Source organism: Streptomyces torulosus (genome assembly GCF_001419765.1).
Lineage (GTDB): Bacteria > Actinomycetota > Actinomycetes > Streptomycetales > Streptomycetaceae > Streptomyces > Streptomyces torulosus.
The window spans coordinates 1-26,671 of sequence record NZ_LIRK01000041.1 but is presented as its reverse complement, the minus strand read 5'-3'; the positions used below and the strand labels follow the sequence as shown (position 1 = coordinate 26,671).

Genomic DNA, 26,671 nt, shown 5'->3' with positions numbered 1-26,671 from the left:
GGGCTGCGCCCCGTGCTTTTCATGGGGAGGGCGGGCCGCAGGCCCGTCCCTCCATGGGCGCGGGGAACTGCGCGACAAGCCCGCCGCTCGGCTACCTGGACCAGACGTGGCGCCGGCCGGCGACCGCCCGGAAGGTCAGTTCCCCTCCGGGCAACAGGGTGCTCCGGACGGTGAGTTCGCGGTTGCGCTCGGCGGTGAGGGCGATCCGGGTCGCGGTGCCCGAGGACCACGTGATGTCGACGGTCGCGCCGCCACGGGCGCGCAGACCGCGGACGGCGCCGTGGGGCCAGGCGGCGGGCAGGGCCGGGAGGATCTCGATCACGTCGTGCTGGCTCTGCAGGAGCATCTCGACGACTCCGGAGGTGGCGCCGAAGTTCCCGTCGATCTGGAACGGGGGGTGGGTGTCCCAGAGGTTCGGCAGTGTCGACGACTTGAGCTGTTCGCCGAGCATCCGGTGGGCGTGGTCGCCGTCGCGGAGCCGCGCCCAGAAGTTGATCTTCCAGGCCTTGGACCAGCCGGTGCCGCCGTCGCCGCGCGCCGTGAGGGAGACCTTCGCCGCCTCGGCCCAGGCGCTGCCGGGTTCGATCTGGCGGCCGGGGTGGAGGGCGAACAGATGGGAGACGTGGCGGTGTTCGTCGTCCGGGTCGTCGAGGTCGGCCTTCCACTCCTGGAGCTGACCCCAGGAGCCGATGCGGAGCCCGGGGTCCAACCGCCGCCGGGTGTAGGCGAGTTGCTCGCGGAAGGCGGGGCTGTCGTCGAGGACGCGGGCGGCTTCCAGGGTGTTGGTGAACAGGTCGTGCACGATCTGCTGGGACATGGCCGAGCCCGCCGTGAAGTCGCCGTGCTCCGGGGAGTAGCTGGGCGTCACGACGAGGGTGCCGTCGCGGGGGTCGGTGCGCAGGTTGTCCAGCCAGAACTCGGCGACCTCCTTCATCACCGGGTACGCGGTGGAGCGCAGATACCGAGTGGAGCCCCCGAAGCGGTAGTGCTCGTACATCTGCTGGGTGAGCCAGGCGGCGGCCTCGGGGAACCAGAAGGCGGTCGCCCAGTCGTGCACACCGGTGAAGCCGTACGGGTTGGTCTCGTTGTGGACGACCCAGCCGCGTGACCCGAACATCTCCCGCGCGGTGCGTCGGCCGGGCGCGCGCAGCGCTTCGACGAAGCGGTCGTAGGGGGCCGTCGTCTCGGCGAGGTTGGCGGCCTCGGCGGGCCAGTAGTTCATCTGGATGTTGATGTTGGTGTGGTAGTCCGCCGACCAGGGCGGGCTGGTGCTGTTGTTCCAGACGCCTTGGAGGTTCGCGGGGAGGGATCCCGCGCGCGAGGAGGCGATGAGGAGGTAACGGCCGTACTGGAAGTACAGGGCTTCGAGGGCGCGGTCGGCGGGGGTCGTGCCACCGGTGTACGCCGCGAGCTGTTCGTTCGTGGGCGTGTCCGGTGCCTCGCCGCCGATGTCGAGTGCCACACGGTCGAAGAGGGCGCGGTGGTCGCGGACATGGCGGGAGCGCAGCTTCCGGTACCCCTTGCGGAACGCCTCGTCGACCGTGCTGGTGACGGTGGTGTGCGGGTCGTCGCCGCGGTAGTCCGGGTAGGTGTCGGCGTGGTCGGTGCCCGCCGCGAGGACGAACCAGACGCTGTCGGCGTCGGTGACGGTGAGCGTGCCGTCGGGGTTCGCGGTGAGGGTGCCGCCCGTGTGGGCGACACGGATCTGCGCTTCGAACTTCAGCCCGTTGTCGGCGAGTTCACCGCGCACGGTGATCCGGTCGCTGGTGGCGGTAGCGGTGAAGTCGGAGCGGGGCGAGGTGTGGCGCAGGGTGAGGGTGATGCCTCCGGTGAGGCGGCCGACGAGGACACCGTCGGGGTGGGAGGCGAAGAACTCCCGTGTGTGGCGCCGCTGTCGGTGCGTGTACGTCACGCTCGCCACCGCTTCGCTCAGGTCGAGGCCGCGGCGGTAGTCGGCCGGGACGGTGTCGGGGGCTCCGGGCAGGTCGAGGCGGAGGTCGCCGAACGTCTGGTGGTGGCCGTAGCCGACGCGCCGCTGGCCGAGTCGTGCGGTGACGGCGTCGGGGGCGACCTTCGTCTCGGCGTCGATGCGGTCCTGGACGGCGGAGATCGCGCCGGGGCGGGGCTCGGTCCAGTTGCCGTGGTCGTAGCCCTGGGCGGAGCCGGGGCCGCCGGTCCAGAGGGTCTTCTCGTTGAACTGGAGCCGCTCGGAGGCGAGCGTGCCGAAGACGGTGGCGCCGAGGGCGCCGCCGCCGATGGGCAGGGCCTCGCGCTCCCAGTCGGCGGCGGGGGCGGTGTACCAGAGCGTGAGGGGCGTCTGTCGTGGTGCCCGCGCCTCGTGCGGGGCCTGCTGTGACTCGGCCCCCGATCCGGACACATCGGAGGAATCAGTGGCGCTTGCGGACTGCCCTAAGGGTCCTGCGGCCAGGGCGAGTGCGCTCGCACCGGCCAAGGCGGTCCTCAGGGTCTCTCTGCGGGAGATCTCTGGGGGCATGCACCGGACCGTAATGGTCCGATCACTCGGTCAACAAGAGGCATGACAAAACCCGCGGACGGCGTGTCCGCGGGTCGGTGGGGCCCGGCCGGGGGTCAGCCCTGCTGGAACAGCTCGGCGGGGAGCGGCTTCAGCAGCGCGTACAGGTCGTCGGTGATGGGGCGGTCCCAGGCGGCGATGGTCACCAGGACGTTGTCGCTGCGGTCGAACTGGACGCAGGAGATCCGGGACTCGGAGAGCTTGAGGCGGCGGACGATCAGGAGGTTGTCGCCCTGCATCACCGGCATGTCCTCGGTGCCGACGACGGTGATGTCCTCCTCGTTCTCCAGCGCCAGCAGCAGCTGGGCCACCTCGAAGGGGATCTCACCGTCGGCGACCTCGCGGGCCGGGGAGCCTTCCGGGAGGTTGCCGATGATCATCGCGGGGCCGCGGCCGCCGTACAGGTCGTAGCGCAGGAAGACACCCTGGCAACTTCCGTCGGGTGCGGGCAGCAGACCCGCGCCGAGATTGCCCGGCCAGTCGCCCGGGTCCATGGCCAGTACGTCGAATTCGGGCCCGGCAGGGGTGGCACTGCGGCGGCGGAGGAAGGACATGCCGCCATGGTACGTGTCCGAAGGTGGTCGCTGCCGGGTGGGCGAGGCGATTCCCGGGACGGAGGGGAAGGTGCTCGTCACCGTCCGGTGGACGCCTTGTGGCGCTCGTGGTGGCGGGCCACCCGGGCCCGGTTGCCGCAGGCCGGTTTGCACCACTCCTGGCGGGGGTGCTCCTTCAGGAAGTAGCGCACGCAGCGGGGTGCGTGGCAGGCCCGAAGCCGCTGCCGTTCGGGGCTCGCGAGGAAGGCGATGGCGGCCCGGGCGAGGGCCGCGGTGAGCGGGTCGCCGCCGGTCGCGGGCTCCTGGCGCAGGACGGGGTCGGCGCTCGGGGACCAGGTCAGCACCGGGACGGTCGGGGCCTGGGCCGCGGCCCGGTTGAGGTGCTCCAGGGCTTCGGGGAGGGGCAGCAGCCGGGCGGCGTCGGCCGGGCTGGGCTCGGCGGGGCTGACGGCACGGGCGAACAGGGCGCGGACGGCCCCCCGGAGATCGCGTACGGCGGCGAGGGCGGTCTCGTCGGCGGTGAGGCCGGCGGCGCCCGGCAGGAGATCGGCGTGGGCGCGGACCCAGCTGGCGAGCCCGGCGGGCTCGGCCAGGTCGTCGGCCACACCGCCGTCGCCGTCGTGGCGCACGGTGAGGGCGAGGTCGAGGGCGAGCCGCGCGTCCGCGCTGATCGAGTACTCCATGACGTTAATGATAGGCGAGTCGGCATCCATTAGATGGAGTCGGCGTCCCGATTCCCTCCACTAGCCCCCGCGCAAGGCGTGCACGCCGCACGGCGATGTCACCGCGGCTGGTGTTGCTCCTCGGGCTCGGCCGGGTGATGCGCCGTCACGGCGCCGGCCGGCGTCACGACGGAGCCGGTTCGCGCGGGCTCCGAGGCGGCCGGGGTGGAGGCGGTGGGGCGGCGGTCCAGCCAGAGCAGCAGGAGACCGAGTGTGCAGGCGAGCGCCGACCAGTAGACGTAGCGGTAGTTCGTCGCCGGCATGATGGGCAGGTATCCGAGCACGTAGGCCATCGAGCTGACGCCCAGCGCCCGGATGGGCAGGGAGAACCGCCCCCTGCCGGGGCGGACGGTGAGGAAGAGGGCGACGGCGAGCCAGAACCAGCCCCGGAAGAGCGGCCGGAGATCCGCGCCCATGCCCCCGATGTACGCGCCGAGGCCGGCCGCCAGCCGGGGGTGGGCGACCTCGATGCCGAGGTCGTTGGGGAAGACCCCTGCCTGGTACGGGTAGCCGGTCTCGAAGAGCAGCCCGGTGAAGAGCCGCAGCCGGTACTGGAGATAGCCGGGGGCGTGGGAGCCCATCTCGCTCAGCCACAGGGAGGTGATGCCGTCCGCGTCCCTGGCCATCCCGTCCGGCCGACGTTCGTAGCAGGCCCAGTACGCGTCAGAGAGGGCACCGACGCTGCGGCACTTCTCGGCGGCCGCGACCAGGCGGTTCCGGAGGTCCGGCGGGACGTCCGCCGACCGCAGTTCCTCCACGGTCAGGACGTGGACCAGGTCGTCGAGCATGATCTGCGCGCCCTGTCGCGTCTCCACGGGATGGGCGATCCGGGAGATCGCGACGGCGGGCACGACGAGCGCGGCCACGAGCGCCGCCACGCACAGCGCCCAGATGCGGCGGCCGGGTGCGCGCCACAGCGCGAGAACCAGCAGGACGAACAGGGGGATCGCCGCGAGGAACACGTTCTTGCGGACGAGCATGGCGTAGGCGAGGAAGAGCACGCCCAGCCCGAACAGACCCCAGCGCATGGCGGGGGGCACGTCGCGCCCCCGCAGCCGCAGTCCCACGAACGCCACCGCGCACGCGGCGAGCAGTGCGGCGGCCGCGTGGACGTCCTTCCACACCACGCCGACGAAGGTCAGTACGGGAGGAGTCAGCCCGATGCCGAGGACGGCGAGCGAACCGGCGCGGCTCGCGGTCAGGTCCCAGACACACCAGGCGACCACCCACAGCGCGCCCCAGAAGACGACGGACTGGAGGACGGCCATGGACGAGGGCGTACCGGTGACGGCGATGAGCGCACGCCACACCAGGCTCAGGACGGGCGGGTGCCAGTCGGTGAGCGGTGTCCTGCCCATCGCCTGCCGGAGCTGCTCGATGCTGTCGGGACTCATGTACCCCGGGGCGAACACGACGGTCGTGCCCAGGCAGCACACCACGGCGACAGCGGCCAGCCCCCAGCTCCAGAGCTTTTCACCCTGAAACCACGTATTTCGTCCCATGCGGCGGATGCTAACAGCGGCGACGGGACCGTACGGATCAGGGCGCGACGAAGACGTAGCGCCGGTAGGCGAAGAAGCGGAACAGGGTGGCGAGGACCCAGCCGAAGACGCGCGCGACGTTGTCGCTGAGCACCGAGTCCAGGCCGAGCAGATGCCGTGAGGCGTAGACCGTGCCCGCCGTGATGGCGACGCCGACGAGGTTCGCCAGCAGGAAGAGGGCCAACTCCTGGGTCAGCTTCTCGCGATGCCGGTGGCGGTAGGTCCAGTAGCGGTTCCCCGCCCAGCTGAGGAGCGCGGCGGCACCCGTCGCGAGGACGGACGCCTGGACGGGCAGCTCCCGCATCACCCCGCCCTCGGAGCCGCCGGGCAGCCCGAACACCAGCAGGTTGTAGCCGCCGTTGTCCACGACGAAGGCCAGCGCTCCGACCACCCCGAACTTGGTGACCTCGCGCCAGACACCCCTGACGGCGTCACGCGCACGGAGCGCCACAGACGCGAGGACCGACACCCCGCGAGAGTAACGACACGGCGCGCCCCCGCTCCCTGGACGCGCCCATATCGCATGATTTCCACCTCATGTGTCGCCGATTCGGACAGGGAGTGGACATGCCACCGACCATCGCGTGTGTCGTGCCGTGTCACAACGAGGAGGCGGCCGTCGGGAAGGTGGTGCGCGACTTGAGGGCCACGCTCCCGGAGGCGGACATCTATGTGTACGACAACGCCTCGACCGACCGGACCGTGGAGGTCGCCCGTGAGGCGGGCGCGATCGTCCGGGAGGAACGGCGCAAGGGGAAGGGCAATGTCATCCGGCGCGCCTTCGCCGATGTCGACGCCGACGCCCTGCTCATCATCGACGGTGACGACACCTATGACGCGTCCCGGGCGCGGGACCTGGTGGACCTGCTCTTCGAGGGACCGTACGACCAGGTGGTCGGGGCACGCCGGGAGACGGCCAGCGCCGCCTACCGGGCGGGGCACGCGTTCGGCAACAGACTGCTCACGGGCGTCGTGGGGTCCCTGTTCGGCAATGACGTGACGGACATGCTGAGCGGGTACCGCGTCTTCTCACGCCGCTTCGTGAAGTCCTTCCCGGCGCTCGCCCGCCAGTTCGAGACCGAGACCGAGATGACCATCCACGCGCTCCATCTCCGGCTTCCCACGGCGGAGCTGGAGGTCGACTACCGGGTCAGGCCCGCCGGGAGCGAGAGCAAACTGCGCACCTTCCGGGACGGCTGGCACATCCTGCGGGTCATCCTCGATCTGGCGCGGCGGGAGCGGCCCTCGCTCGTCCACACCGCGGTCGCGGGGCTGCTGGCTCTCGTCTCGGTCGTCCTCGGCATCCCCGTCATCGCCGACTTCATCCGCACGGGCACGGTCCCGCGCATCCCCACGGCGATCCTCGCCGCGGCGGTCATGACGATCGCGGCGCTCGTCCTCCTGGTCGGGTACATCCTGGAATCGCTCATGCACATGCGTCAGGAGCAGTCCCGGCTCGTGCATCTCGCGTACGCGGCGCCGACCCGCTCGCCGCGCTACACCACGCATCACTTGGGGACCGGCCGGGTCCGCGTGCGGAACGTCTCCGGTGGCCTGTGACCCGCCCGGGCCACGACCGCCCCGGCCGACGAGAGTCGGGGGCGGGCAGGTCGGTGAGCGGCTCGGGCGCCCACCGACGGCCGTCGCCGGGGCGGTTCTAGGTCAGGTCGAACTCGCCCTCCCTGGCCCCCGACACGAAGGCACCCCACTCCGCGGGGGTGAAGATCAGTGAAGGGCTCTCGGGGCGGCGGCTGTTGCGCATGGCGATGAAGCCTTCGACGAAGGCGATCTGGACGTCTCCCCGCCCTCGGCTGCTGGACCGCCAGTCCGCGTTGCTCAGGTCGAGCTCCGCCGGCTTGTGCCAGCCGTCGAGCGATCGCTGCTGCTCCATGGTGCTCTCGGCCACGTCCGTGCTCCTCCCGGTTCGTCGTCCGCCCGCCAGACTAGCGATCGGTCCCCGCCGCGGACAGGCCACGTGAGGAGGAGGTTCAGGAGGTGGGTGGCTCGGCGCCGACCAGCCACATCGCGAAGAACTGCGAACCACCGCCGTAGGCGTGCCCGAGGACCCGGCGGGCGCCGTCGACCTGGTGCTCCCCGGCGAGGCCCCGTACCTGGAGCGCCGCCTCCGCGAAGCGGATCATCCCGGAGGCGCCGATGGGGTTGGTGGACAGCACCCCGCCGGACATGTCGACGGGGAGGTCGCCGTCCAGTTCGGTGACGCCCGACTCGGTGAGCTTCCAGCCCTCCCCCTCGGCGGCGAAGCCGAGGTTCTCCAGCCACATCGGCTCGTACCAGGAGAACGGCACGTACATCTCCACCGCGTCGATGTCCCGGCGCGGATCGGCGATGCCCGCCTGCCGGTACACGTCGGCGGCGCAGTCGCGGCCCGCGCGAGGCGACACGCAGTCCTTGCCCGCGAACAGGGTCGGCTCGCTGCGCATCGCCCCGCCGTGCATCCACGCGGCGGGCCGCGGCGCGCGGGCGGCCCCCGCGCGGTCGGTGAGGACCATCGCGCAGGCCCCGTCGGAGGACGGGCAGGTCTCCGAGTAGCGGATCGGGTCCCACAGCATGGGTGACGCCTGGACCTTCTCCAGCGTGATGTCGTGCTCGTGGAGGTGCGCGTACGGGTTCTTCAGGGCGTTGCGGCGGTTCTTGTACGCGACGAGGGAACCGACGGTGTCGGGGGCGCCGCTGCGCCGCATGTACGCGCGGACGTGCGGGGCGAAGAAGCCGCCGGCGCCGGCCAACAGCGGCTGCTGGAAGGGGATCGGCAGGGACAGGCCCCACATGGCGTTGGACTCGGACTGCTTCTCGAACGCCAGCGTGAGGACGGTGCCGTGGACGCGGGCGGCGACCAGGCTCGCGGCGACCAGCGCGGTCGATCCGCCGACGGAACCCGCCGTGTGCACCCGCATCATGGGTTTGCCGACCGCGCCGAGCGCGTCGGCGAGGTACAGCTCGGGCATCATGACGCCCTCGAAGAAGTCGGGCGCCTTGCCGATGACGACGGCGTCGATGTCGGCCCACGTCAACTCGGCGTCGTCGAGGGCGCGTCGAGCGGCCTCGCGGACGAGTCCGGCGATCGACACGTCCCTCCGGGCCGCGACGTGCTTGGTCTGGCCGACGCCTATGACGGCCACAGGCTCCTTGCTCATCGGGGATCCCCTTCGAGTACGGCGACCAGGTTCTGCTGCAGACAGGGCCCGGAGGTGGCGTGGGCGAGGGCGCGGTCGGACTCGCCCCGGTGGATGCGGGCGGCGGCCTCGCCGATGCGGATCAGTCCGGCGGCCATCACCGGGTTCGCGGCGAGGGCGCCGCCCGACGGGTTGACCCGCACGCCGTCGTCGAGTCGCAGCGCCTCGCGCAGGACGATCTCCTGGGAGCTGAACGGGGCGTGCAACTCGGCGGTGTCCACGGGGCGTTCGAAGGCTCCGGCGCGTTCGGCGGCGAGGCGGGTGGAGGGCGAGTCGGTGAGATCGCGGACGCCGATGCCGTGGGCCTCGATGCGGTGGTCGATGCCCCGGATCCACGCGGGCCGCTCGCACAGGTCACGGGCCCGCTCCCCCGCCGCGAGGATCACGGCCGCGGCCCCGTCGCCGATGGGCGGGCAGTCGCCGGTGCGCAGCGGCCGTACGAGGTACTCGCCCTGCGACACCGAGCCCCTGAGCTGGGCGTGGGGGTTGGTCTCGGCGTCGGCGCGGCTGCGGGCTCCGACCGCCGCGAGGGCCGGCTCGTCGGTGCGGCCCGCGTCGATGAGCGCCTGGGCCTGGAGGGCGGCGAGGGCGACGGAGTCGGGCCACAAGGGGGCCACGTAGTACGGGTCGAGCTGGCGGGTCAGTACGTCGCGCACGGAGCCGGGTGAGGACTTGCCGTAGGAGTAGACGAGGGCGGTGTCGGCGTCGCCCGTCTGGAGTTTCACCCATGCCTCGTACAGGGCCCAGGCGCCGTCCATCTCGACGTGCGACTCGGAGATCGGGGGCCAGGCGCCGACGCCGTCGAGGGCGAGGGTGAAGGAGAAGGCCCGGCCGGCGAGGTAGTCGCTGGACCCGGAGCAGGTGAAGCCGATGTCGGCGGTCTTCAGCCCGGTCCGTGCCAGGACCTCGTGCAGCACCGGCATGAGCATCTCCACCTCGGAGGACTCGTCGCTGGTGCGGCGGTGGTCGGTCTGGGCGAAGGCGACGACGGCGATCTCCCGGTTCACAGCAGCTCCTTGTACGTGTCGTACGCGGCGTCCGGCTCGCCGGTGGGCCGGTAGTGGTCGGGGTAGCGGCCTCCCTCCGTCCAGACGGGTTCGACGCGCAGCCCCATCCGCACCTGGTCGTAGGGGATGCCGGCGATCCGGCCGTGCAGGGCGAGGCCGGCGCCGTCCAAGGCGATGTGGGCGTAGACGTAGGGGACTTCGATGTCGAGGTTCTTCGCCTTGATGTTGACGATGCAGAACGTGGTGACCGTGCCGCCGGGGCCGACCTCGACCTGCTCGGCCGTGGCCACGCCGCAGGTGGGGCAGGCGCCCCTCGGCGGCACGTACACCTTCCGGCAGGACGGGCAGCGCTCGCCGACCATGCGGCGTCCGGCGAGGGCGTGCAGGTATCCGGTGGTGGCGCGGCCGGGCGAGTAGGTGTAGTCGAGGCGGGCCGGGGCGACGATCCCGGTCACCGCGTCGACGAACTCACCGCTGTGGCCCGTCGGTTCGGCGCGCTCTGCGTCGTACGGCTCGAAGCAGGCGATGTCGGTGATGGCGCCGGTGCGTTCCCCGGCCCACCGGACCCGGACGCGCATTCCGGTGTGCACGGCGTCGGGGCCGGGGGCGTCGAGGGCGTGCAGGAGGGCGGTGTCGGCGCCGTCGAGCCGTACGAGCACCCAGGCGAAGGGGGTGGTCAGGGGCTGTCCGCGCCGGGGGGCGTGGTTCCAGGCCCAGGTGGTGACGGTGCCGGTGGGGGCGACCTCGACGAGGTCGCGGATCTCCTCGGCGGTGACGGGGTCGTACTCGACGGGTGGGACGAGGGTCCGTCCGTCGCCGGTGCGCACGCCGAGGATCACACGTTCGCGCAGCCCGGTGAGGAAGGCGCTCTGCACGGGCCCGAGGGATCGGGTGAAGGGGAACTCGACGGTCAGGGGTGCCTTGAGGACTGCGGACATCGGCGGGGTTACTCCTTCGGAAAGGGGGCGACGCGTCCGGGACGCGGGAGTGAGACTCCACGGGGCTCCACCGGGGGTGCGAGAGGCCGGGCACTCCACGCGGCTCCACCGTGGGGCGCAGAGCGGCCGGGAGCCGCCCCCGGCGGGCCGCTCACGCCCGTTTGTAGACGGGGGGCCGTTTCTCGGCGAAGGCTCGGGCCCCTTCCTTGGCGTCGTCCGTGTCGAAGATCGGCCATCCCCGTTTCAGCTCGGCGGCCAGTCCGTCCGTCTCGCTCATCTCGGCCGTCTCGTACACGGACGCCTTGACGGCCTCCACGGCGAGCGGGCCGCACGCGTTGATCCGCTCGGCGATCTCCAGGGCCTTCCCCAGGGCGTCGCCGTCGGGCACGACCTGCCCGATCAGTCCGATGCCCGCGGCCTCGCGGGCGGAGTACGGGCGGCCGGTGAGCAGCATCTCCAGCGCGTGGGTGCGGGGGATCTGCCGCTGGAGGCGGACCGTGGAGCCGCCGATCGGGAAGAGGCCGCGCCGCACCTCGAAGAGGCCGAAGGTGGCCGACTCCCCCGCGACGCGGATGTCCGTGCCCTGGAGGATCTCGGTGCCGCCCGCGACGCAGTGGCCCTCGACGGCGGCGATCACGGGTTTGCGGGGCCGGTGATGGCGGAGCATCGCCTTCCAGTGGAGGTCGGGATCGGCCTTGAGCCGCTCCCGGTGCTGCTCGCCCTCCATGCCCCTGCCCGCGAGCGCCTTGAGGTCCATCCCGGCGCAGAAGGAGCCGCCGGAGCCGGTGAGGACGACCGAGCGGACCTCGTCGTCCGCGTCGGCGGCGAGCCAGCCGTCGTACAGGCCGACGAGCATCGACAGTGAGAGCGCGTTCTTGGCCTCGGGCCGGTTGAGCGTGAGCACCAGTGTGGCGCCTTCGCGCCGCACGGTGAGGTGTTCCGTGCCACTCATCGCTTCCTCCCGTGGGGCAGGGCGAGAACAGGTTCCGTCTGCGGAACGAGAACAGGTTGCAGGAGGCGCGGAGCCAGTACAAGAGTTTTCTGACAGTCAGTCAGATTTCTTCTGCGCGAGCCCTTCACAGTCACGGCCCCCTTTGCTCTGATGACCGGCAACCGACGGATGGCAGCCACCCGCCAGGCGCGCCCGGGGTCAGGAGGAGCACGGTGGAGTACAACCTTGCCGACCTGTTCGAGTCGGTGGTCGACGTCGTCCCGGACCGGGCGGCGCTCGCGTACCTCGACATCCCCGGTACGGGCGCGGACCGGCGGCTCACCTACGCGGAGCTGGACGCGGCGGCGAACCGGATCGGCCACCATCTGCTGGACAGCGGGCTGCGACCCGGCGAGCACGTGGGCCTGCATCTGTACAACGGCGTCGAGTACCTCCAGACCGCGCTGGGCTGCCTCAAGGCGCGGCTCGTACCGGTGAACGTCAACTACCGGTATGTCGAGGAGGAGTTGGTCTACCTCTACCGCGACGCGGATCTGACGGGCCTGGTGTTCGACGCGGAGTTCAGCGGGCGCGTGGCGAAGGCCGTGCCGCGGACGGAGAAGCTGCGGCATCTGGTGCGGGTGGGGACCCCCGCGCCGGACGCGCCCGAGCTGCCCGCGACCGACTTCGCCGACGCGGAGGCCTCCGGGTCGGCCGGGCGGGGTTTCCCGGCCCGCTCGGGCGACGATCTGTTCATCATCTACACCGGCGGCACGACGGGCATGCCCAAGGGTGTGATGTGGCGTCAGGAGGACCTGTTCTTTTCGGGGTTGGGCGGCGGGGCACCGACCGGGGAGCCTGTGAAGGCACCGCAGGAGTTGGCCGAGCGGGTCGCGGCGGGCGGTGACGGGATCACCTTCTTCCCCACCGCGCCGCTGATGCACGGCACGTCGACGCTCACGGCGTTCATCGGGTTCAACTTCGGCCAACGGGTCGTCATCCACCGCAAGTTCGTGCCCGAGGAGGTGCTGCGGACGATCGAGCGGGAGCGGGTCACCAGTGTGTCGCTGGTGGGCGACGCGATGCTGCGTCCGCTGATCGACGCGCTGAACGGCCCGATGAAGGGCACGGACTGCTCGTCGCTGTTCAGCGTGTCGTCGTCCGGCGCGATCATGTCGGAGACGGTGCGGCGGCAGTTCCAGGCCCTGGTGCCGAACGTGATGCTGCTCAACAACTTCGGCTCGTCGGAGTCCGGCTTCAACGGCACGGCGACCGACGACTCGGGGGCGGGCGACGGCTTCAGGATCCGCGTCCACGCCCGTACCCAGGTGGTGGACCCGGCGACGTACGAGCCCGTCGAGGTCGGCGTGCCGGGCCGGGTCGCCCAGCGCGGCCATGTGCCCATCGGCTACTACAACGACCCGCGGAAAACCGCCGAGACCTTCTTCGAGAAGGACGGCGAGCGCTGGGTGCTCCTCGGCGACATGGCGACCGTCGACGAGGAGGGCGTGGTCACCGTCCTCGGCCGGGGTTCACAGTGCATCAACACCGGCGGCGAGAAGGTGTACCCGGAGGAGGTCGAGCAGGCGCTCAAGGCCCACCCCGATGTGTACGACGCGCTGGTCGCCGGGGTGCCGGACGCCCGCTGGGGCAACCATGTGGCGGCCGTGGTGCAGCTCCGCGAGGGCGCGGCCCGCCCGACCCTGGAGGACATCCAGACCCACTGCCGCACCCGCCTCGCCGGGTACAAGATCCCCCGCCAGCTCGTCCTCACCGACACCATCCAGCGCTCCCCCAGCGGCAAGGCGGACTACCGATGGGCCCGGTCGGTGGCGGTGTCGGCGGACGGGTGAGAGCCCCCGGATTCTCGGCGCGGGGCCGTCCCGGCTACTTCGAGGGGCTGTCGGCCGGCTCCGGCCACGGCCCCTCGACGGCGGGACCGCAGTCGTCCGGCAGGTGTGCGACGACGAGCGCGGCGGCCTCCTCCGGGGTGGCCGTCTCGCCGAGGACGTCGGCGGACCGGGCGGCGTACACCAGGTAGCCGGTGAAGCCGGTGGCTATGTAGGGCAGGTCGCTGCGCCAGGGGAAGTCGGTGTTGCGTTGGAAGAACAGGGCGCCGTGGCTGGGGAACGGGTACAGCTGGCGGAGTCTCGGCTCGGCGAACGCCGCCTCGATCACCTCGGGACAGCCCCGGCGCGCCTCGGGGTGCCCCTCCCGCAGCATGCGCCAGGTCCGCTCCACCACCGACTCGTCACCGGCGAGGAAGGTCGTGACACGGCGCACGAACCACTCCGGGTCGTCGAGCCAGGGGAAGTGCCCGGCGCCCGGCTGGATCGAGTACTCCCCCTCGGGGAAGAGGCCGGCCGCCTGCCGCACGAGCCCCGGGGTCGGGCCGGTGTCGAGCGCGCCGCCGAGGTAGAGGACGGGGGCGGTCAGTTCGGTGAGGGCGGCTCGGGTGGCCTCGGGGTCGTACGCGCCGGCGGAGCCGTAGGCATCGGCGGCGGCGTCGTTGGTCTGCGTCACCTCGGCGGCCATGTGGGCCTCGGCGGCGGCGTCCCAGCGGCCGTAGAAGAACGGCATCATCTCGTCGTCGAAGGGGCCGCGTCCGGTCCAGGCGGCCTCGAAGTGTGGGTACGCGTCGGCGAACCAGGGCTCGTCCTCGCGGAGGCGGGCGGCCGCGAGCCGGTCCTCGACGGTCACGGGCAGGCCCAGCGCCCAGGGGGTGGCGGTGATCAGGGCCAGTCGGGAGACCCGGTGCGGGTGGCGGGCCGCGTACAGAATGGCGAGGTTGCCGCCGGCCGAGTGGGCGAGGACGTCCATGCGGTCCAGGCCCAGGTGCGCGCGCAGGGCCTCCACGTCGTCCACCTGCCGGTCGCACCGGTACGTCGCCGGGTCGGCCGGAACCGCCGAGTCGCCCGTGCCGCGCAGGTCCAGCAGGATCAGGCGACGGTTGGCGGCGAGTCCGCCCAGGTCGCCCAGGTAGGCGGAGGCGCGCATGGGGCCGCCGGGGAGGACGATCAGCGGATCGCCCTCGCCCCGCACGTGGTAGGCGAGTTCGGTTCCGTCGGGTGCGGTGAGGCGTGGCATGGAGCCGATCTTGCTGGCTGGGGCCGTGCGACGCAACGGAGTTCGAGGGGAACGGCGCGGGAGCGGGGCTCAGGGTCGCGCGTACCGGTCCCTCAGTTCCCGCTTGAGGATCTTCCCGCTCGCGTTGCGCGGCAGTTCGTCCACGAAGAGCACCTTCTTCGGTGCCTTGAAGTGCGGGAGCTTCTCCCGTGCGTGGGCGACGAGTTCGGCCTCCGTGACGTCGCCACGGGGGACGACGACCGCGGTGACGGCCTCGATCCAGTGGTCGTCGGGCAGTCCGACGACGGCGACCTCGGCGACCTGGTCATGGGTGTAGAGGGCGTCCTCGACCTGACGGGAGGCGATGAGGACGCCGCCGGAGTTGATGACGTCCTTGACGCGGTCGACGATGGTGAAGAACCCGTCGGCGTCGCGGACCGCGAGGTCACCGGAGTGGAACCAGCCGTCGCGGAACGCGGCGGCGGTCTCCTCGGGCTTGTCCCAGTAGCCCTCGCACAGCTGCGGGGACTGGTAGACGATCTCACCGGGGGTGCCGTCGGGCACGTCCGCGCCCTTGTCGTCGACGACCCTGGCCTCGACGAACATGACGGGGCGCCCGCAGGAATCCATGCGGCCCTTGTGCTCGTAGGGGCCGAGGACCATGGCGAGGGGGCCGATCTCGCTCTGGCCGAAGCAGTTGTGGAAGGCGAGCTTCGGCAGGCGTTCCTTGAGGCGCTCCAGGACGGGCACCGGCATGATGGACGCCCCGTAGTACGCCTTGCGCAGGCCGCTGAGGTCGCGGGTGTCGAAGTCGGGACGGTTCGACAGCGCGATCCACACGGTGGGCGGGGCGAAGAGGCTGTCGGCGTCGCCCGACTCGACGAGGTCGAGGATCCGGTCGCCGTCGGGCGTGTCGAGGATGGTGTTGGTGGCGCCGACGGCGAGGTAGGGCACCAGGAAGACGTGCATCTGCGCGGAGTGGTACAGCGGCAGGGAGTGCACCGGCCGGTCACCGGCGGAGAGGTCGAGGGCGGTGATGGCGCTGAGGTACTCGTGGACCAGCGCGCGGTGCGTCATCATCGCGCCCTTGGGCAGGGCGGTGGTGCCGGAGGTGTAGAGCAGCTGGACGAGGTCCTCGGCCTTCGGCTCCTCGCCGTCGTACGGCTCGGTGGCGGCGAGCCGGGCGAGCAGTGAGTCGTCCGCGTCGCGCAGCGGGAGCGTGCGGGTCGCGTCGGGGAGGTTCCCGGCGAGGTCCGGGTCGGTGAGGACGAGGGTGCTGCCGGACTGGTCGAGGAGGTACGCCAGGTCGTCGCCGGTGAGGTGCTGGTTGACCGGGACATGGACGAGGCCGGCGCGGGCGGAGGCCAGGAACGCGATCAGATAGGCGTCCGAGTTGTGGCCGTAGGCGGCGACCCGGTCGCCCGGCCCCAGTCCGGTGTCGCGCAGGGCGCGGGCGGCGCGGGAGACGGCGTCGTCCAGTTCGGCGTACGTCCAGGAGCGTTCGCCGTAGCGGATCGCGACACGGGCCGGGGTCCGCCGGGCACTGCGCCGCAGCACCCCGTCGACCGTCACATTGCGTCCAGCCGTCATGATCCGCCCCTTCGTCCACCGGTTCCCGGCGTGATCCTCGTTCGGCCGCGCGAGCGGGGTCAAGCGTGCCGCGCACATGGCCGGAATCCGGTCCGCACGGCGTGAAACGGCTCAACTCCGCTCCCTGGTACAAGAGTCAACCAGGGTGAAGATCAACGCACACCTGGACTACGTACGAACGCACTGTCAGGCTCAACCGTTTCTTCCCCCCATGACGCCGGGAGGCCCCCATGCGCACCCGTCTGAGACAGCTCGTCGTCTCGGCCGTCGCTCTGCTCACCGCCTCGGCCGCCTTACCCTCGGCCACCGCCGCTGACGGCGACCGCGGCGGTCACCATCCCTCCCACGGCGGGCTGTCCGCCGTGATCCGCTACACCGAGTACGGCATTCCGCACATCGTCGCCGAGGACTACGCGGACCTCGGCTTCGGCACCGGCTGGGCGCAGGCCGCCGACCAGGTGTGCGTACTGGCCGACGGGTTCGTGACCGTGCGCGGCGAGCGGTCGCGCCACTTCGGGCCGGACACCGCGCCCGACTTCTCGCTCTCCTCGGCGACGAGGAACCTCACGAGTGACCTGTACTTCCGGGGCGTCCGGGACACCCGCTCCGTGAAGCGGCTGCTGGAGCGGCCCGCGCCGGTCGGCCCGAGCCGTGAGGTGAAGGAGCTGATGCGCGGCTGGGCGGCCGGCTACAACGCCTGGCTGAGGAAGAACCGGATCACCGACCCCGCGTGCAGGGGCGCCGCCTGGGTGCGGCCGGTGACCACGCTCGACGTGTTCTCCCGCGCGTACGCCCTGGCCGTCCTCGGCGGCGAGGGGCGGTTCGTGGACGCCATCGCCACCGCCCAGCCGCCCGCCCCCGGAGCGGCGCCGAAGGCCGTGGCGCCGGACGGGAAGGCCGCCGCGCGGGCCGCGAGCGAGCTGTTCTCCAGCGGCGACGCCGACATGGGCTCCAACGCGGTCGCCTTCCGCGGCGACACCACGGCGAACGGGCGCGGTCTGCTGCTGGGCAACCCGCACTACCCGTGGGCCGGGGGCCGCCGCTTCTGGCAGGCGCAGCAGACGATCCCCGGCGAGCTGAACGTCTCCGGCGGTTCGCTGCTCGGCTCGCCGATCACCCAGATCGGGTTCAACGCGAAGGTGGCGTGGAGCCACACGGTCGCGACCGGCACCCCGATGAACCTGCACCAGCTGACCCTGGATCCGGCCGACCCGACGACGTACCTGGTCGACGGCAAGGCGGAACGGATGACGAAGCGGAGCGTCACCGTCGCCGTGAAGGAAGGCCGGCCGGTCACCCGCACCCAGTGGTGGACCCGGTACGGGCCCGTCGTCACCTCACTGGGCAGTGACCTCTCGCTGCCATGGACGGCCGGCACGGCGTACGCGCTGGCCGACCCGAACACGGCGAACCTGCGGTTCGCCGACACCTCCCTCGGCTTCGCCAAGGCACGTGGTACGGCCGACGTCCTGAAGGCCCTCGGCCGACACCAGGGGCTGCCCTGGGTGAACACCGTGGCCGCGGACTCCGCCGGGCACACCCTGTTCACCCAGTCCCAGGTGCTGCCCCGGATCACCGACGAGCTGGCGGCGCGCTGCTCCACGCCGCTGGGCCGGGCCACGTACCCGGCGGCCGGTGTCGCCGTCCTCGACGGCTCGCGCGGCGACTGTGCGCCCGGCAGCGATCCCGACGCCCTCCAGCCGGGGGTCTTCGGGCCGGCGAAGATGCCGACGCTCAAGGACGCCCCGTACGCGGAGAACTCCAACGACAGCGCGTGGCTGGCCAACGCGGACCGGCCGCTCACCGGCTACGAGCGGGTCTTCGGCAACCTCGGCACCCAGCGGTCGATGCGCACGCGCGGCGCGGTCGAGGACGTGGCGGCGATGGCCGGCAAGGGCGGGCTGACCGTACGGGACCTGCAGAAGCAGCAGTTCGCGAACCGGGTGCCCGCGGCCGATCTGGCCGCCGACGACGCGGCGCGGGCATGTGCCGCGCTGCCGGGCGGCACGGCGACGGGCAGTGACGGCACGGCCGTCGACGTGTCCGAGGCCTGCCGGGTCCTCGCGGCGTGGGACCGGACCGTGGACACCTCCAGCCGGGGCGCGCTGCTCTACGACCGGTTCTGGCGCAAGCTGACCCGGGCCGTGCCGAACGCGCAGCTGTGGAAGGTGCCGTTCTCGGCGGCCGACCCGGTGCGGACGCCGCACACGCTGAACACGGCCGTGCCCGGCTTCGCCACGGCGCTCGCGGACACGGTGACGGAGCTTCGGGCGGCGGGCGTCGCCCTGGACGCGAAGCTCGGGGACCACCAGTTCGTCGTCCGTGGGGACCGGCGCATCCCGGTGCACGGCGGCACGGAGTCGCTGGGCGTCTGGAACAAGATCGAGGCGCCCTGGAACGCCGCTGCCGGCGGTTATGCCGAGGTGTCGTCGGGTTCCAGCCACATCCAGGCGGTCGGCTGGGACGGCAGCCGCTGCCCGGTGGCCCGCACGCTCCTGACGTACTCGCAGTCCTCCAACCCGAACTCACCCCATCACCTCGACCAGACCCGGCTGTTCTCGGCCGAGAAGTGGGTGACGTCGCGGTTCTGCGAGAAGGACATCCGGTCGTCGCCGAAGCTCAAGGTGGTGCGCGTGAGCCAATGATCCGGGGAGGTGTGGTGCCGTCCCCCTGCGGGACGGCACCATGCCGTTGGCATATAACCCCTTCCCCGTAGGAGGCGATCCGGTGGCGCAGGACTCGTTACGCCCGGAGACCGACGCTCTCGCCAAGATCGACACGACGGTGCCGCACTCGGCCCGGATCTGGAACTACTGGCTCGGCGGCAAGGACAACTACCCCGTCGACCATGAGGCGGGCGACGCGTTCCGCGCGGTGTTCCCCGGCATCACCGACCTCGCCCGTGACTCCCGCGCCTTCCTCGGCCGGGCGGTGCGCTTCCTCGCCGGTGAGGCGGGCGTGCGCCAGTTCCTCGACATCGGAACGGGGTTGCCGACGGCGGACAACACCCATCAGATCGCCCAGCGGGTGGCGCCCGAGGCGCGGATCGTCTACGTCGACAACGACCCGCTGGTCCTGACGCACGCACGGGCCCTGCTCACCAGCACACCCGAGGGCACGACCGACTACGTGGACGCCGACCTCCACGACCCCGCGACCGTGCTGCGCGAGGCGGCGCGGACGCTCGACCTGACCCGGCCGGTCGCGCTGACGATGATGCAGGTCTCCGGGCACATCGCGGACTACGACCGGGCCCGCGCCATCATCGGCACCCTGTTGGACGCCCTGCCCTCCGGCAGCTGGTTCGCCTTCAACGACAGTGTCGACACGCACAAGGCCAACGCCGAGGCCACCCGGCAGTACAACGAGAGCGGCGCGGTCCCGTACTTCCTGCGCGGCCCGGAGGAACTCGCCGGGTTCTTCGACGGGTTGGAGCTGCTGGAGCCGGGGGTCGTCCCGCTGAACGACTGGCGCCCCGATCCGGGGAAGGGCCCCGGCGGGTCCGGTGAGGTGATCGCGCTGGGTGGGGTGGCGCGCAAGCCGTGACGCTCACACGGTCCGCTGCCGCCCCTCCCAGTACGGTTCGCGCAGCCGCCGCTTGTAGAGCTTGCCGTTGGGGTCGCGGGGCATCGCGTCGGTGAAGTCCACGGTCTTCGGCCGCTTGTACCCGGCGAGTTCGCGGGCGCAGTGGGCGAGGATCTCCTCGGCGAGCGCGGGCCCGGCGGTGAAGCCGGGGGCCGGTTCGACGACGGCCTTCACCTCCTCGCCCCAGTCGTCGTGCGGGATGCCGAAGGCGGCGGCGTCGGCGACGGCCGGGTGGGTGAGGAGGGCGGCCTCGATCTCGGCGGGGTAGATGTTGACGCCGCCGGAGATGATGAGGTCGATCTTGCGGTCGCGAAGGAAGAGATAGCCGTCCTCGTCGAGGAGACCGAGGTCGCCGACGGTGAAGAAGTCACCGATGCGGTTCTTGCGCGTCTTGCCCTCGTCCTTGTGGTACGAGAATCCGCCGGTGCTCATCTTCATGTACACGGTGCCGAGTTCACCCGGGGGCAGCCGGTTGCCGTCGTCGTCGAAGATCGCGAGTTCGCTGATGGGCCAGGCCTTGCCGACGGTGCCGGGCTTCTTCAGCCAGTCCTCGGCGGTGGCGAACGCTCCCCCACCCTCGCTGGCCGCGTAGTACTCCTCGACGCTGTGCCCCCACCACTCGATCATGGCCCGCTTCACATGGTCCGGGCAGGGGGCGGCGCCATGGATGGCGTGCCGCATGGACGACACGTCGTAGCGGGCGCGCACCTCCCCGGGGAGCGCGAGGAGCCGGTGGAACTGGGTGGGGACCATGTGGGTGTGGGTGCAGCGGTGGGTGTCGATGGCGCGGAGCATGCCCTCGGGGGTCCACTTGTCCATCACCACCAGCCGGTGCCCGATGTGCAGGGACGCGCCCGCGAACTGCAGGACGGCCGTGTGGTAGAGCGGCGAGCACACCAGGTGGACGTTGCCGTCGAACGGCCTGATGCCGAAGATGCCGAGGAAACCGCCGAGGTACGACTCCTCGGGGAGTTTGCCGGGCAGGGGGCGGCGGATGCCGCGCGGGCGGCCCGTGGTGCCCGAGGTGTAGTTCATCACCCAGCCGAGGGTGCGGCCCTCGGGCGGTGACTCCGGTCGCCCGTAGAGGAGTTCGGGGTACGGGCGGAATCCGTCCACCTCACCGACCGCGTACCGGTGGCTGCCGGGGAGGCCGGCCTCGTCGGCGGCGTGGCGCGCGGCCCCGGCGAACCGTTCGTGGGCGATGAGCACCTTGGCGCCCGAGTCGGAGACGATCCAGGCGATCTCGGGGCCCACGAGGTGGTGGTTGACGGGGACGAGGTAGAAGCCGGCCTGGCTGGCGGCGAGGTAGGCGGTGAGGAACTCGACGCCGTTGGGCAGGACGACGGCGAAGGCGTCGCCGCGTTCGAGACCGGCCGCGCGCAGTCCGTGCACCAGCCGGTTGGCGGCGCCGTGCAGACGTCCGGCGGTCCATTCCTCGCCGTCGGGGGCAACGAGCACGGGGCGGTCGGGGTCGGCGGTCGCCTGGGCCCAGAACCCCTGCGGGGCCTGCGCCTGCGCGGCGTGCTGCTGAAGGGCTTGGCTCACTGTTCCTCGCTCCTTCCGGCGATCCGGTTGACGCGGTCCACGGCCCGCTCGAAGCCTCGGGTGAGGTCGTCGAAGACGGCCTGGACGCTGCGCTCGCTGGTCATGCGGCCGACGATCTGCCCGACCGGGGTGCCGAGGAGCGGCTCCACCTCGTACTTCTGGATGCGGGAGACCGCGTCGGCGACGAGCAGTCCTTGCAGGGGCATGGGGAGGGCGCCGGGGCCCTGCGGGTCGTCCCAGGCGTCGGTCCATTCGGTGCGGAGCTGGCGTGCGGGTTTGCCGGTGAGGGCGCGGGAGCGGACGGTGTCGCCGGAGCCGGCGGCGAGGAGCTTCTCGATCAGGCGCGGCGAGGGCAGTTCGGCCTCGGTGGTGGTGAGCCACAGCGACCCCAGCCACACGCCCTGCGCGCCGAGCGCGAACGCGGCGGCGATCTGCTGCCCGCTGCCGATGCCGCCGGCCGCGAGCACGGGCAACGGGGCGACGGCGTCCACGACTTCGGGGGTGAGCACCATGGAGGCGATCTCACCGGTGTGGCCGCCGGCCTCGTAGCCCTGGGCGACGACGATGTCGATTCCGGCGTCGGCGTGCTTGCGGGCGTGGCGGGCGCTGCCGGCGAGCGCGGCGACCAGTACGTCCTGCTCGTGGGCGCGGTCGATGACGTCGGCGGGCGGGGAGCCGAGGGCGTTGGCGAGCAGTCGGATCGGGTAGTCGAAGGCGACGTCCAGCTGGGTGCGGGCGACCTCTTCCATCCAGCCGGTGATGCGCCAGCCGGAGGCCTCGCCCTCGGCGAGTTCCGGGACGCCGTACTGGGCGAGGGTGTCCTTGACGAACTGACGGTGCCCTTCGGGGATCATCGCCTCGACGTCCGCCTCGGTGACGCCCTCCACCTTCTTGGCCGGCATGACGACGTCCAGCCCGTAAGGCTTGCCGTCGACGTGGGCCTCGATCCAGTCGAGGTCGCGCTTGAGGTCGTCGGGGGCCGTGTAGCGGACCGCGCCGAGCACACCGAAACCGCCGGCCCGGCTGATGGCTGCGGCGACGGCGGGGAACGGCGTGAAGCCGAAGACGGCGTACTCGACTCCGAGTTTTCTGCTCAGCTCCGTCTGCATGGTGCGCAGGATGCCGCAGTCCTCCGGACGAGGGAAGAGCTTTTCTGATGCACCGTCAGTTTTTTGTGCGGCGCCGGCGTGCGAGGGCCGCCCAGGGGGTGAGGTGCGGGATGACGGGCGGGTGCTGGTCTGTGGGGGCTGGTCGCGCGGTTCCCCGCGCCCCTTGGGTCGGCTGCCGTCACGGGCAGGCGTAAGTGAAGCGCTTCGTGGTCTTGTGGTCGGTGGGGGTGAGGATGTGGAGGTCGACCCGGGCCGTCTGGCGGCCCTTGCCCTCGAAGGTCCACAGGAGGTGGAGCCGGGCCCTGGTCTGGCCCCGGACCATCACCTCGCGCAGGACGCCCGATTCGGTGCCGTCACTCCGGGTCCAGCGGTAGGTGAGGGTGCCGGGGCGGCCGTCGGTGGTGACCAGGCCGACGATGTCCACCGTCTTGTCGCAGCCCAGCACCGCCGGCCGGGCCTTGACCGCCACCGTGCGCACCTCGACGGAGGGGCCGAGACGCTGCCAGGCGAGGAAGGCGATGACGCAGAGCAGCACGAACGCGGGCAGCGCGTGGCGGCGCAGGCGGCGTCGGCGCGGGGGCGCGGGGAGCGGCGGCATCGTCGGCAGCGTCCGGTGGGTGCGCTGCGCGACGGTGGCCGTCACACCGGGGCCGAAACGGAGCACGGTGCCGTCGGTGCGGTCCGGCTGCGGCAGCGGCGCCTCCGCACCGGACGGGCCGACCAGCGTGGTGTCCGGCCTCACGAGGGTCGTGTCCGGCTTGACGAGGGTCACGTCCGGTTCGGCCGGTGTCAGGTCCGGTTCGGCCCGCGTGCTGCCGGGCTCGACGAAGGTGCCGTCCGGGCCGAAGGCGACCGGGGCCGCCCCGGCAGGGGTGGCGTCCCGCGGTTCCGGCGTGCTGGTGTCGGGCTCGATCAGCGTCGTGTCCGGGTCGGGCCGCTGGATCCACTGGCTGCCGAGGACGGTGGCGCTGTAGTCGGGGTCGTCGTAGCCGGACGGGTCGTGCGGGGCGGCGCGGCCGGCGGTGTCGAGCACCTGGGTGTACTCGCCGTCCTGGCCCTCGGCGGACGCGGGGTCGCGGTCGTACGGTGCGGTCATCTGATCTCACACTGCCTGGTCAGGAGTTGCTGCGAGGCACCGCCGTCGGCGGAGGCCGGAGTGGTCGTGGCCCGCACCGCCCAGTAGCAGCCCTTGCCCTGGAAGGTGTGAACGACGGTGAGGGTGTACGTGCTGGCTCCGCTGCGCTGGAACGTCTGGGCGGCGCCGTCCGGGGCGAGCTGCCGGATCTCGCCCGACAGCCACGAGACGGTGAGGGAGAACGGCCCGGTGCCGTCCGTGGTGACCTGGATCGTCGCCGTGGCGGTGGTCAGGCCCGTCTGCCGGAAACCCGTCACCGTGATGTCCTTGACGGCGGGCGCGCTCGGGGCGCTGGGGGACGCGCTCGTCGGTGTCGCCTCGGTGGTGGTCTCCGTCGGCGGTGTCGTCTCCGTCGGCGGAGCGGTGGTGGTGTCGGACGGGGACGGATCCCCCGTGTCGGTGCTCTCCGATGCCGATGCCGAGGCCGATGCCGACGGGCTGGTGGACTCGCTGGGGGTCGTCGACGCCGAGGACGAGGGGGTCCCGGTCGGATCGGCGGTCCCCGACGACCCGGCGCCGGGCTCGAAGCTGGTGGTGGCCAGGGCCTGCGCCGCCTCCTGCGGGGTCACCGGCGTGTGCTGCACGCCGTAGGTGAGGAACGCGCCCAGGAGCAGCGCGGCGCCGGACACCGCGAGGCCCGGCCGGCCGGGGCGCCACGAGCGGGCCCAGTCGCGGCGCGGTCCCTGGCTCAGGACGGTGCGGGCGGTGTCGGTGGTGGTCTCCGGGGTGCTGCGGGCCGAGGGCAGCAGCAGGGCCAGCAGCGCCACCAGCGCGGCGAGCCGGCCACGGCCGCGTTCCTCCCAGTCGGGCCCGTAGGCGGCACCGGCGACCGCCTCCAGGTCGGCGACGAACTCCTCGGCGTGCGACGGGCGGTCCCCCGGGTTCTTGGCGAGACCGCGCCGGACGAGGTCCCGCACCGGCTCGGGGACCTCCTCGGCGGGGACGGGCGCGTCGACGTGCTGGAGCGCGAGGGCGGCGAGATTGTCGCCCGCGTAGGGCTTGTGGCCGGTCAGGCACTCGAAGAACGTGGCCGTGGCCGCGTACACGTCGGCGGCCGGCGAGGCGGGCGCGCCGGTCCACTGCTCCGGCGCCATGTAGGAGGGAGTGCCGGCCGCACCGGCCTTGGTGCCGGCGTCCGCTGCGATCCCGAAGTCGACGAGCTTGGACGCCCCGTCCGGTACGACCATGACGTTCTCGGGCTTGTAGTCGCGGTGGACGACTCCGACGCGGTGCGCGTCGGCGAGACCGAGCAGCGAGCCCTTCAGGATCACGAGGGCGGCCTCCGCGTCGAGGGGGCCCTCCCTGGTGAGCAGGGTCCGCAACGAGACTCCGTCCACCAGCTCCATCACGATGGCGGCGCCGTCGGTGCTCTCGACGTACTCGTACAGCTCGGCGACGTACGGGCTCTCCAGGCCGGCGAGGAGCCGGGCCTCGGCGCGGAAGTCGCGTACGAAGCCGGGCCGGTCACGCAGTGACTCGCTGAGGTACTTCATCGCGACCGGGACACCGGTCTCCTCGTGCACGGCGAGGACGACCCGCCCGCTCGCCCCCGCCCCGAGCTCCAGTGACTCGGTGTACCCGGGCACCGCCCATGTGTTCATTCCAGCCCCCCAAGGCCGCCGTGCCGCCGGAACCCCCACGCCCCGGAGTAGGACCACGCGTCCTGAGACACATATTCGGCCACTTCGGTTGCGGTCCGACACCCACGGTCCAGCCCGTGGACTTTCGCCGCGGGTGCAACCGAACCGGGGGCTCGCCAGGAACGGATTACATCCGGACACGGCGCGATGGTGGAGGCCCTCGGTGAAAGAAGCGGTGCGTATCGGCAGGCATCCCTCGGCGGAGCCCGACCTCCAGGAACTGGTGGGCCTGGTGGCCCTGGGGGACGAGGAGGCGTTCGCCCGGCTCTATGACTCCGTGGCGAGTCCCGTCCTCGGCGTCGTGGTCTCGGTGCTGCGGGACCGGGCGCAGTCGGAGGAGGTGGCGCAGGAGGTCCTGGTGGAGGTGTGGCGGACCGCGCCCCGCTACCGGTCCGACCGGGGCACGGCCATCAACTGGATCCTCACACTGGCCCACCGGCGGGCGGTGGACCGGGTGCGCTCGGTGGACGCCGCGGCCGCCCGTGACCACAAGGCGGCGCTGCTGGCGCGGCTGCCCGAGTACGACGAGGTGGCGGAGCACGTCGAGGCGCGGCTGGAGCGCGAGCAGGTCCGGCGCTGTCTGCGCACGCTGACCGAGGTCCAGCACCAGGCCGTCACCCTGGCGTACTACCGGGGCCTCACCCACCGTGAGGTGGCCGAGGCGCTCGCGGTGCCGCTGGGAACCGTCAAGACCAGGCTGCGCGACGGCCTCATCCGGCTGCGCGACTGCCTGGGGGTGACCGCATGAGGACCGTCGACCCGCACCGTCTGACCGGGGCCTACGCGCTGCACGCCCTGTCCCCGGAGGAGACCGTGCGGTTCGAGCGTCACCTCGCGGGCTGCGACGCCTGCGCGCAGGAGACGGCCGAGCTGTCGGCGACGGCGGCCCGGCTGGGACTCGCCGTCGCCACGGCGACCACGCCGGGCATGCGGGACCAGGTGCTGCGCCGGATCACCACCGTGCGGCAGGAGACACCCGGCGGGCCGGGGCAGGGACGCCGTGGTCGGGCGGGACCGCGGGCCCGGCCGGTCTCCCGCTGGGCCCTGGCCGCCTGCCTCGCGGCGGCCTCGGCTCTGGGCGGGACGGCCGTGTGGCAGCACGAGCGGGCGGAGGACGCCCGCGCTGAGGCGCGGAGTGCCGCGCGGACGGCGAACGAGATCGCCGCCGTGCTGGCCGCGCCGGACGCCAAGGTGCGGGCGGCCCAGCTGGCCGGCGGCGCGTACGGTGCCGTCGTCGTCTCCCGCGACCAGGACCGGGCCGTGTTCGTCACCTCGGGGATGACGCGCCCGCCGGGCGGCAAGGTCTATCAGCTCTGGTTCGACGACCGTGGCGGCATGCGGTCGGCCGGTCTGATGGACCCGGGCCGCGCCGACCAGACCGTGCTGATGCGCGGCGCGGTCGACGGCGCGTCCGGGATGGGCATCACCCTGGAACCCGAGGGTGGCTCCGACCACCCCACCTCCGCCCCGCTCGCCCAGGTGCCGTTCCCCGTCTGACCGGGGACGGCTGACCACCCGCGCACACGTAGAGGAGGCCCGCTCCCAACATGGGGAGTACGACGGGCCTCCTCTACGTGTGCG

22 protein-coding genes and 1 pseudogene are annotated in these 26,671 nt (G+C 72.2%); 6 read left to right on the top strand and 17 right to left on the bottom strand.

The features are described 5' to 3' along the window. Window positions 1–91: 91 nt before the first annotated feature. From AOK23_RS04275 to AOK23_RS04255, 5 genes are all read right to left on the bottom strand, one after another. Window positions 92–2,464 carry a glycoside hydrolase family 95 protein gene (locus AOK23_RS04275; RefSeq protein ID WP_055711424.1) on the bottom strand — a complete coding sequence of 791 codons (2,373 nt, stop codon included), beginning with the start codon at window positions 2,462–2,464 and terminating at the stop codon, window positions 92–94. 125 nt (window positions 2,465–2,589) lie between these two features. Continuing rightward, window positions 2,590–3,087: a hypothetical protein gene (locus tag AOK23_RS04270; protein WP_055513004.1), complete on the bottom strand. Its 498-nt coding sequence runs from the start codon at window positions 3,085–3,087 to the stop codon at window positions 2,590–2,592. 77 nt (window positions 3,088–3,164) lie between these two features. Next, complete coding sequence (locus tag AOK23_RS04265; protein ID WP_079049285.1) at window positions 3,165–3,770, bottom strand: CGNR zinc finger domain-containing protein; 606 nt, start codon at window positions 3,768–3,770, stop codon at window positions 3,165–3,167. 98 nt (window positions 3,771–3,868) lie between these two features. Next, entirely contained in the window at window positions 3,869–5,311 is a 1,443-nt protein-coding gene (locus AOK23_RS04260) for a hypothetical protein (RefSeq protein WP_055711404.1), read from the bottom strand. 37 nt (window positions 5,312–5,348) lie between these two features. Then, complete coding sequence (locus AOK23_RS04255) at window positions 5,349–5,819, bottom strand: GtrA family protein (protein ID WP_055711403.1); 471 nt, start codon at window positions 5,817–5,819, stop codon at window positions 5,349–5,351. Window positions 5,820–5,917: 98 nt separating this feature from the next. Between AOK23_RS04255 and AOK23_RS04250 the strand changes: the two genes are divergently transcribed. Further along, on the top strand, window positions 5,918–6,910 hold the full coding sequence (locus AOK23_RS04250; protein ID WP_240496242.1) for a glycosyltransferase family 2 protein: 993 nt from the start codon (window positions 5,918–5,920) through the stop codon (window positions 6,908–6,910). A gap of 97 nt (window positions 6,911–7,007) precedes the next feature. On the opposite strand, the gene AOK23_RS04245 is transcribed toward AOK23_RS04250, so the two are convergent. The 5 genes from AOK23_RS04245 to AOK23_RS04225 all read right to left on the bottom strand — a co-directional run bounded on the left by AOK23_RS04245 (window position 7,008) and on the right by AOK23_RS04225 (window position 11,441). Further along, a complete protein-coding gene (locus tag AOK23_RS04245; protein WP_055711401.1) occupies window positions 7,008–7,256 on the bottom strand; it encodes a DUF397 domain-containing protein in 249 nt (82 codons plus the stop codon). An 82-nt stretch (window positions 7,257–7,338) separates the two neighbouring features. Next, window positions 7,339–8,505 carry a thiolase domain-containing protein gene (locus tag AOK23_RS04240; protein ID WP_055512991.1) on the bottom strand — a complete coding sequence of 389 codons (1,167 nt, stop codon included), beginning with the start codon at window positions 8,503–8,505 and terminating at the stop codon, window positions 7,339–7,341. Beyond that, on the bottom strand, window positions 8,502–9,551 hold the full coding sequence (locus tag AOK23_RS04235) for a thiolase domain-containing protein (RefSeq protein ID WP_055711400.1): 1,050 nt from the start codon (window positions 9,549–9,551) through the stop codon (window positions 8,502–8,504). Before AOK23_RS04235 ends, AOK23_RS04240 begins: the two co-directional genes overlap by 4 nt. After that, on the bottom strand, window positions 9,548–10,489 hold the full coding sequence (locus AOK23_RS04230; protein ID WP_055711399.1) for a Zn-ribbon domain-containing OB-fold protein: 942 nt from the start codon (window positions 10,487–10,489) through the stop codon (window positions 9,548–9,550). Before AOK23_RS04230 ends, AOK23_RS04235 begins: the two co-directional genes overlap by 4 nt. A gap of 151 nt (window positions 10,490–10,640) precedes the next feature. After that, window positions 10,641–11,441 (bottom strand): crotonase/enoyl-CoA hydratase family protein, encoded by an 801-nt coding sequence (locus AOK23_RS04225; RefSeq protein ID WP_055711398.1) that lies wholly within the window; start codon window positions 11,439–11,441, stop codon window positions 10,641–10,643. Window positions 11,442–11,653: 212 nt separating this feature from the next. Between AOK23_RS04225 and AOK23_RS04220 the strand changes: the two genes are divergently transcribed. Next, the gene (locus tag AOK23_RS04220) at window positions 11,654–13,273 is read left to right on the top strand and encodes an acyl-CoA synthetase (protein WP_055711397.1); all 1,620 of its coding nucleotides are present in this window, start codon (window positions 11,654–11,656) and stop codon (window positions 13,271–13,273) included. A 34-nt stretch (window positions 13,274–13,307) separates the two neighbouring features. Here AOK23_RS04220 and AOK23_RS49360 read toward each other — a convergent pair whose 3' ends face one another. The 3 genes and pseudogenes from AOK23_RS49360 to AOK23_RS04210 all read right to left on the bottom strand — a co-directional run bounded on the left by AOK23_RS49360 (window position 13,308) and on the right by AOK23_RS04210 (window position 16,076). Beyond that, window positions 13,308–13,661, bottom strand: coding sequence for a DUF6193 family natural product biosynthesis protein (locus AOK23_RS49360; RefSeq protein ID WP_276205710.1), 354 nt, complete (start codon window positions 13,659–13,661; stop codon window positions 13,308–13,310). Window positions 13,662–13,673: 12 nt separating this feature from the next. Next, window positions 13,674–14,507, bottom strand: a pseudogene (locus tag AOK23_RS04215) (alpha/beta fold hydrolase); the annotation flags it as partial. A gap of 69 nt (window positions 14,508–14,576) precedes the next feature. Beyond that, window positions 14,577–16,076 (bottom strand): acyl-CoA synthetase, encoded by a 1,500-nt coding sequence (locus AOK23_RS04210; protein WP_055711423.1) that lies wholly within the window; start codon window positions 16,074–16,076, stop codon window positions 14,577–14,579. Window positions 16,077–16,306: 230 nt separating this feature from the next. Here AOK23_RS04210 and AOK23_RS04205 point away from each other — a divergent pair, with 230 nt between their 5' ends. Both AOK23_RS04205 and AOK23_RS04200 read left to right on the top strand, forming a co-directional pair. Continuing rightward, complete coding sequence (locus AOK23_RS04205; protein ID WP_055711396.1) at window positions 16,307–18,721, top strand: penicillin acylase family protein; 2,415 nt, start codon at window positions 16,307–16,309, stop codon at window positions 18,719–18,721. An 82-nt stretch (window positions 18,722–18,803) separates the two neighbouring features. Then, window positions 18,804–19,622, top strand: coding sequence for an SAM-dependent methyltransferase (locus AOK23_RS04200; protein WP_055711395.1), 819 nt, complete (start codon window positions 18,804–18,806; stop codon window positions 19,620–19,622). A gap of 3 nt (window positions 19,623–19,625) precedes the next feature. On the opposite strand, the gene AOK23_RS04195 is transcribed toward AOK23_RS04200, so the two are convergent. The 4 genes from AOK23_RS04195 to AOK23_RS04180 form a co-directional block, all read right to left on the bottom strand. Next, a complete protein-coding gene (locus tag AOK23_RS04195) occupies window positions 19,626–21,206 on the bottom strand; it encodes an acyl-CoA synthetase (RefSeq protein WP_079049283.1) in 1,581 nt (526 codons plus the stop codon). Beyond that, a complete protein-coding gene (locus AOK23_RS04190; protein ID WP_055711394.1) occupies window positions 21,203–22,315 on the bottom strand; it encodes an NAD(P)H-dependent flavin oxidoreductase in 1,113 nt (370 codons plus the stop codon). The genes AOK23_RS04195 and AOK23_RS04190 overlap by 4 nt, the downstream gene beginning before the upstream one ends. 178 nt (window positions 22,316–22,493) lie before the next feature. Then, entirely contained in the window at window positions 22,494–23,411 is a 918-nt protein-coding gene (locus AOK23_RS49355; RefSeq protein ID WP_240496241.1) for a hypothetical protein, read from the bottom strand. After that, complete coding sequence (locus tag AOK23_RS04180; RefSeq protein ID WP_055711393.1) at window positions 23,408–25,051, bottom strand: serine/threonine-protein kinase; 1,644 nt, start codon at window positions 25,049–25,051, stop codon at window positions 23,408–23,410. Before AOK23_RS04180 ends, AOK23_RS49355 begins: the two co-directional genes overlap by 4 nt. Before the next feature lie 202 nt (window positions 25,052–25,253). Here AOK23_RS04180 and sigK point away from each other — a divergent pair, with 202 nt between their 5' ends. Beyond that, a complete protein-coding gene (gene sigK, locus AOK23_RS04175) occupies window positions 25,254–25,838 on the top strand; it encodes an ECF RNA polymerase sigma factor SigK (protein WP_055711392.1) in 585 nt (194 codons plus the stop codon). Beyond that, entirely contained in the window at window positions 25,835–26,587 is a 753-nt protein-coding gene (locus AOK23_RS04170; RefSeq protein ID WP_055711391.1) for an anti-sigma factor, read from the top strand. The genes sigK and AOK23_RS04170 overlap by 4 nt, the downstream gene beginning before the upstream one ends. Window positions 26,588–26,671: the final 84 nt, after the last annotated feature.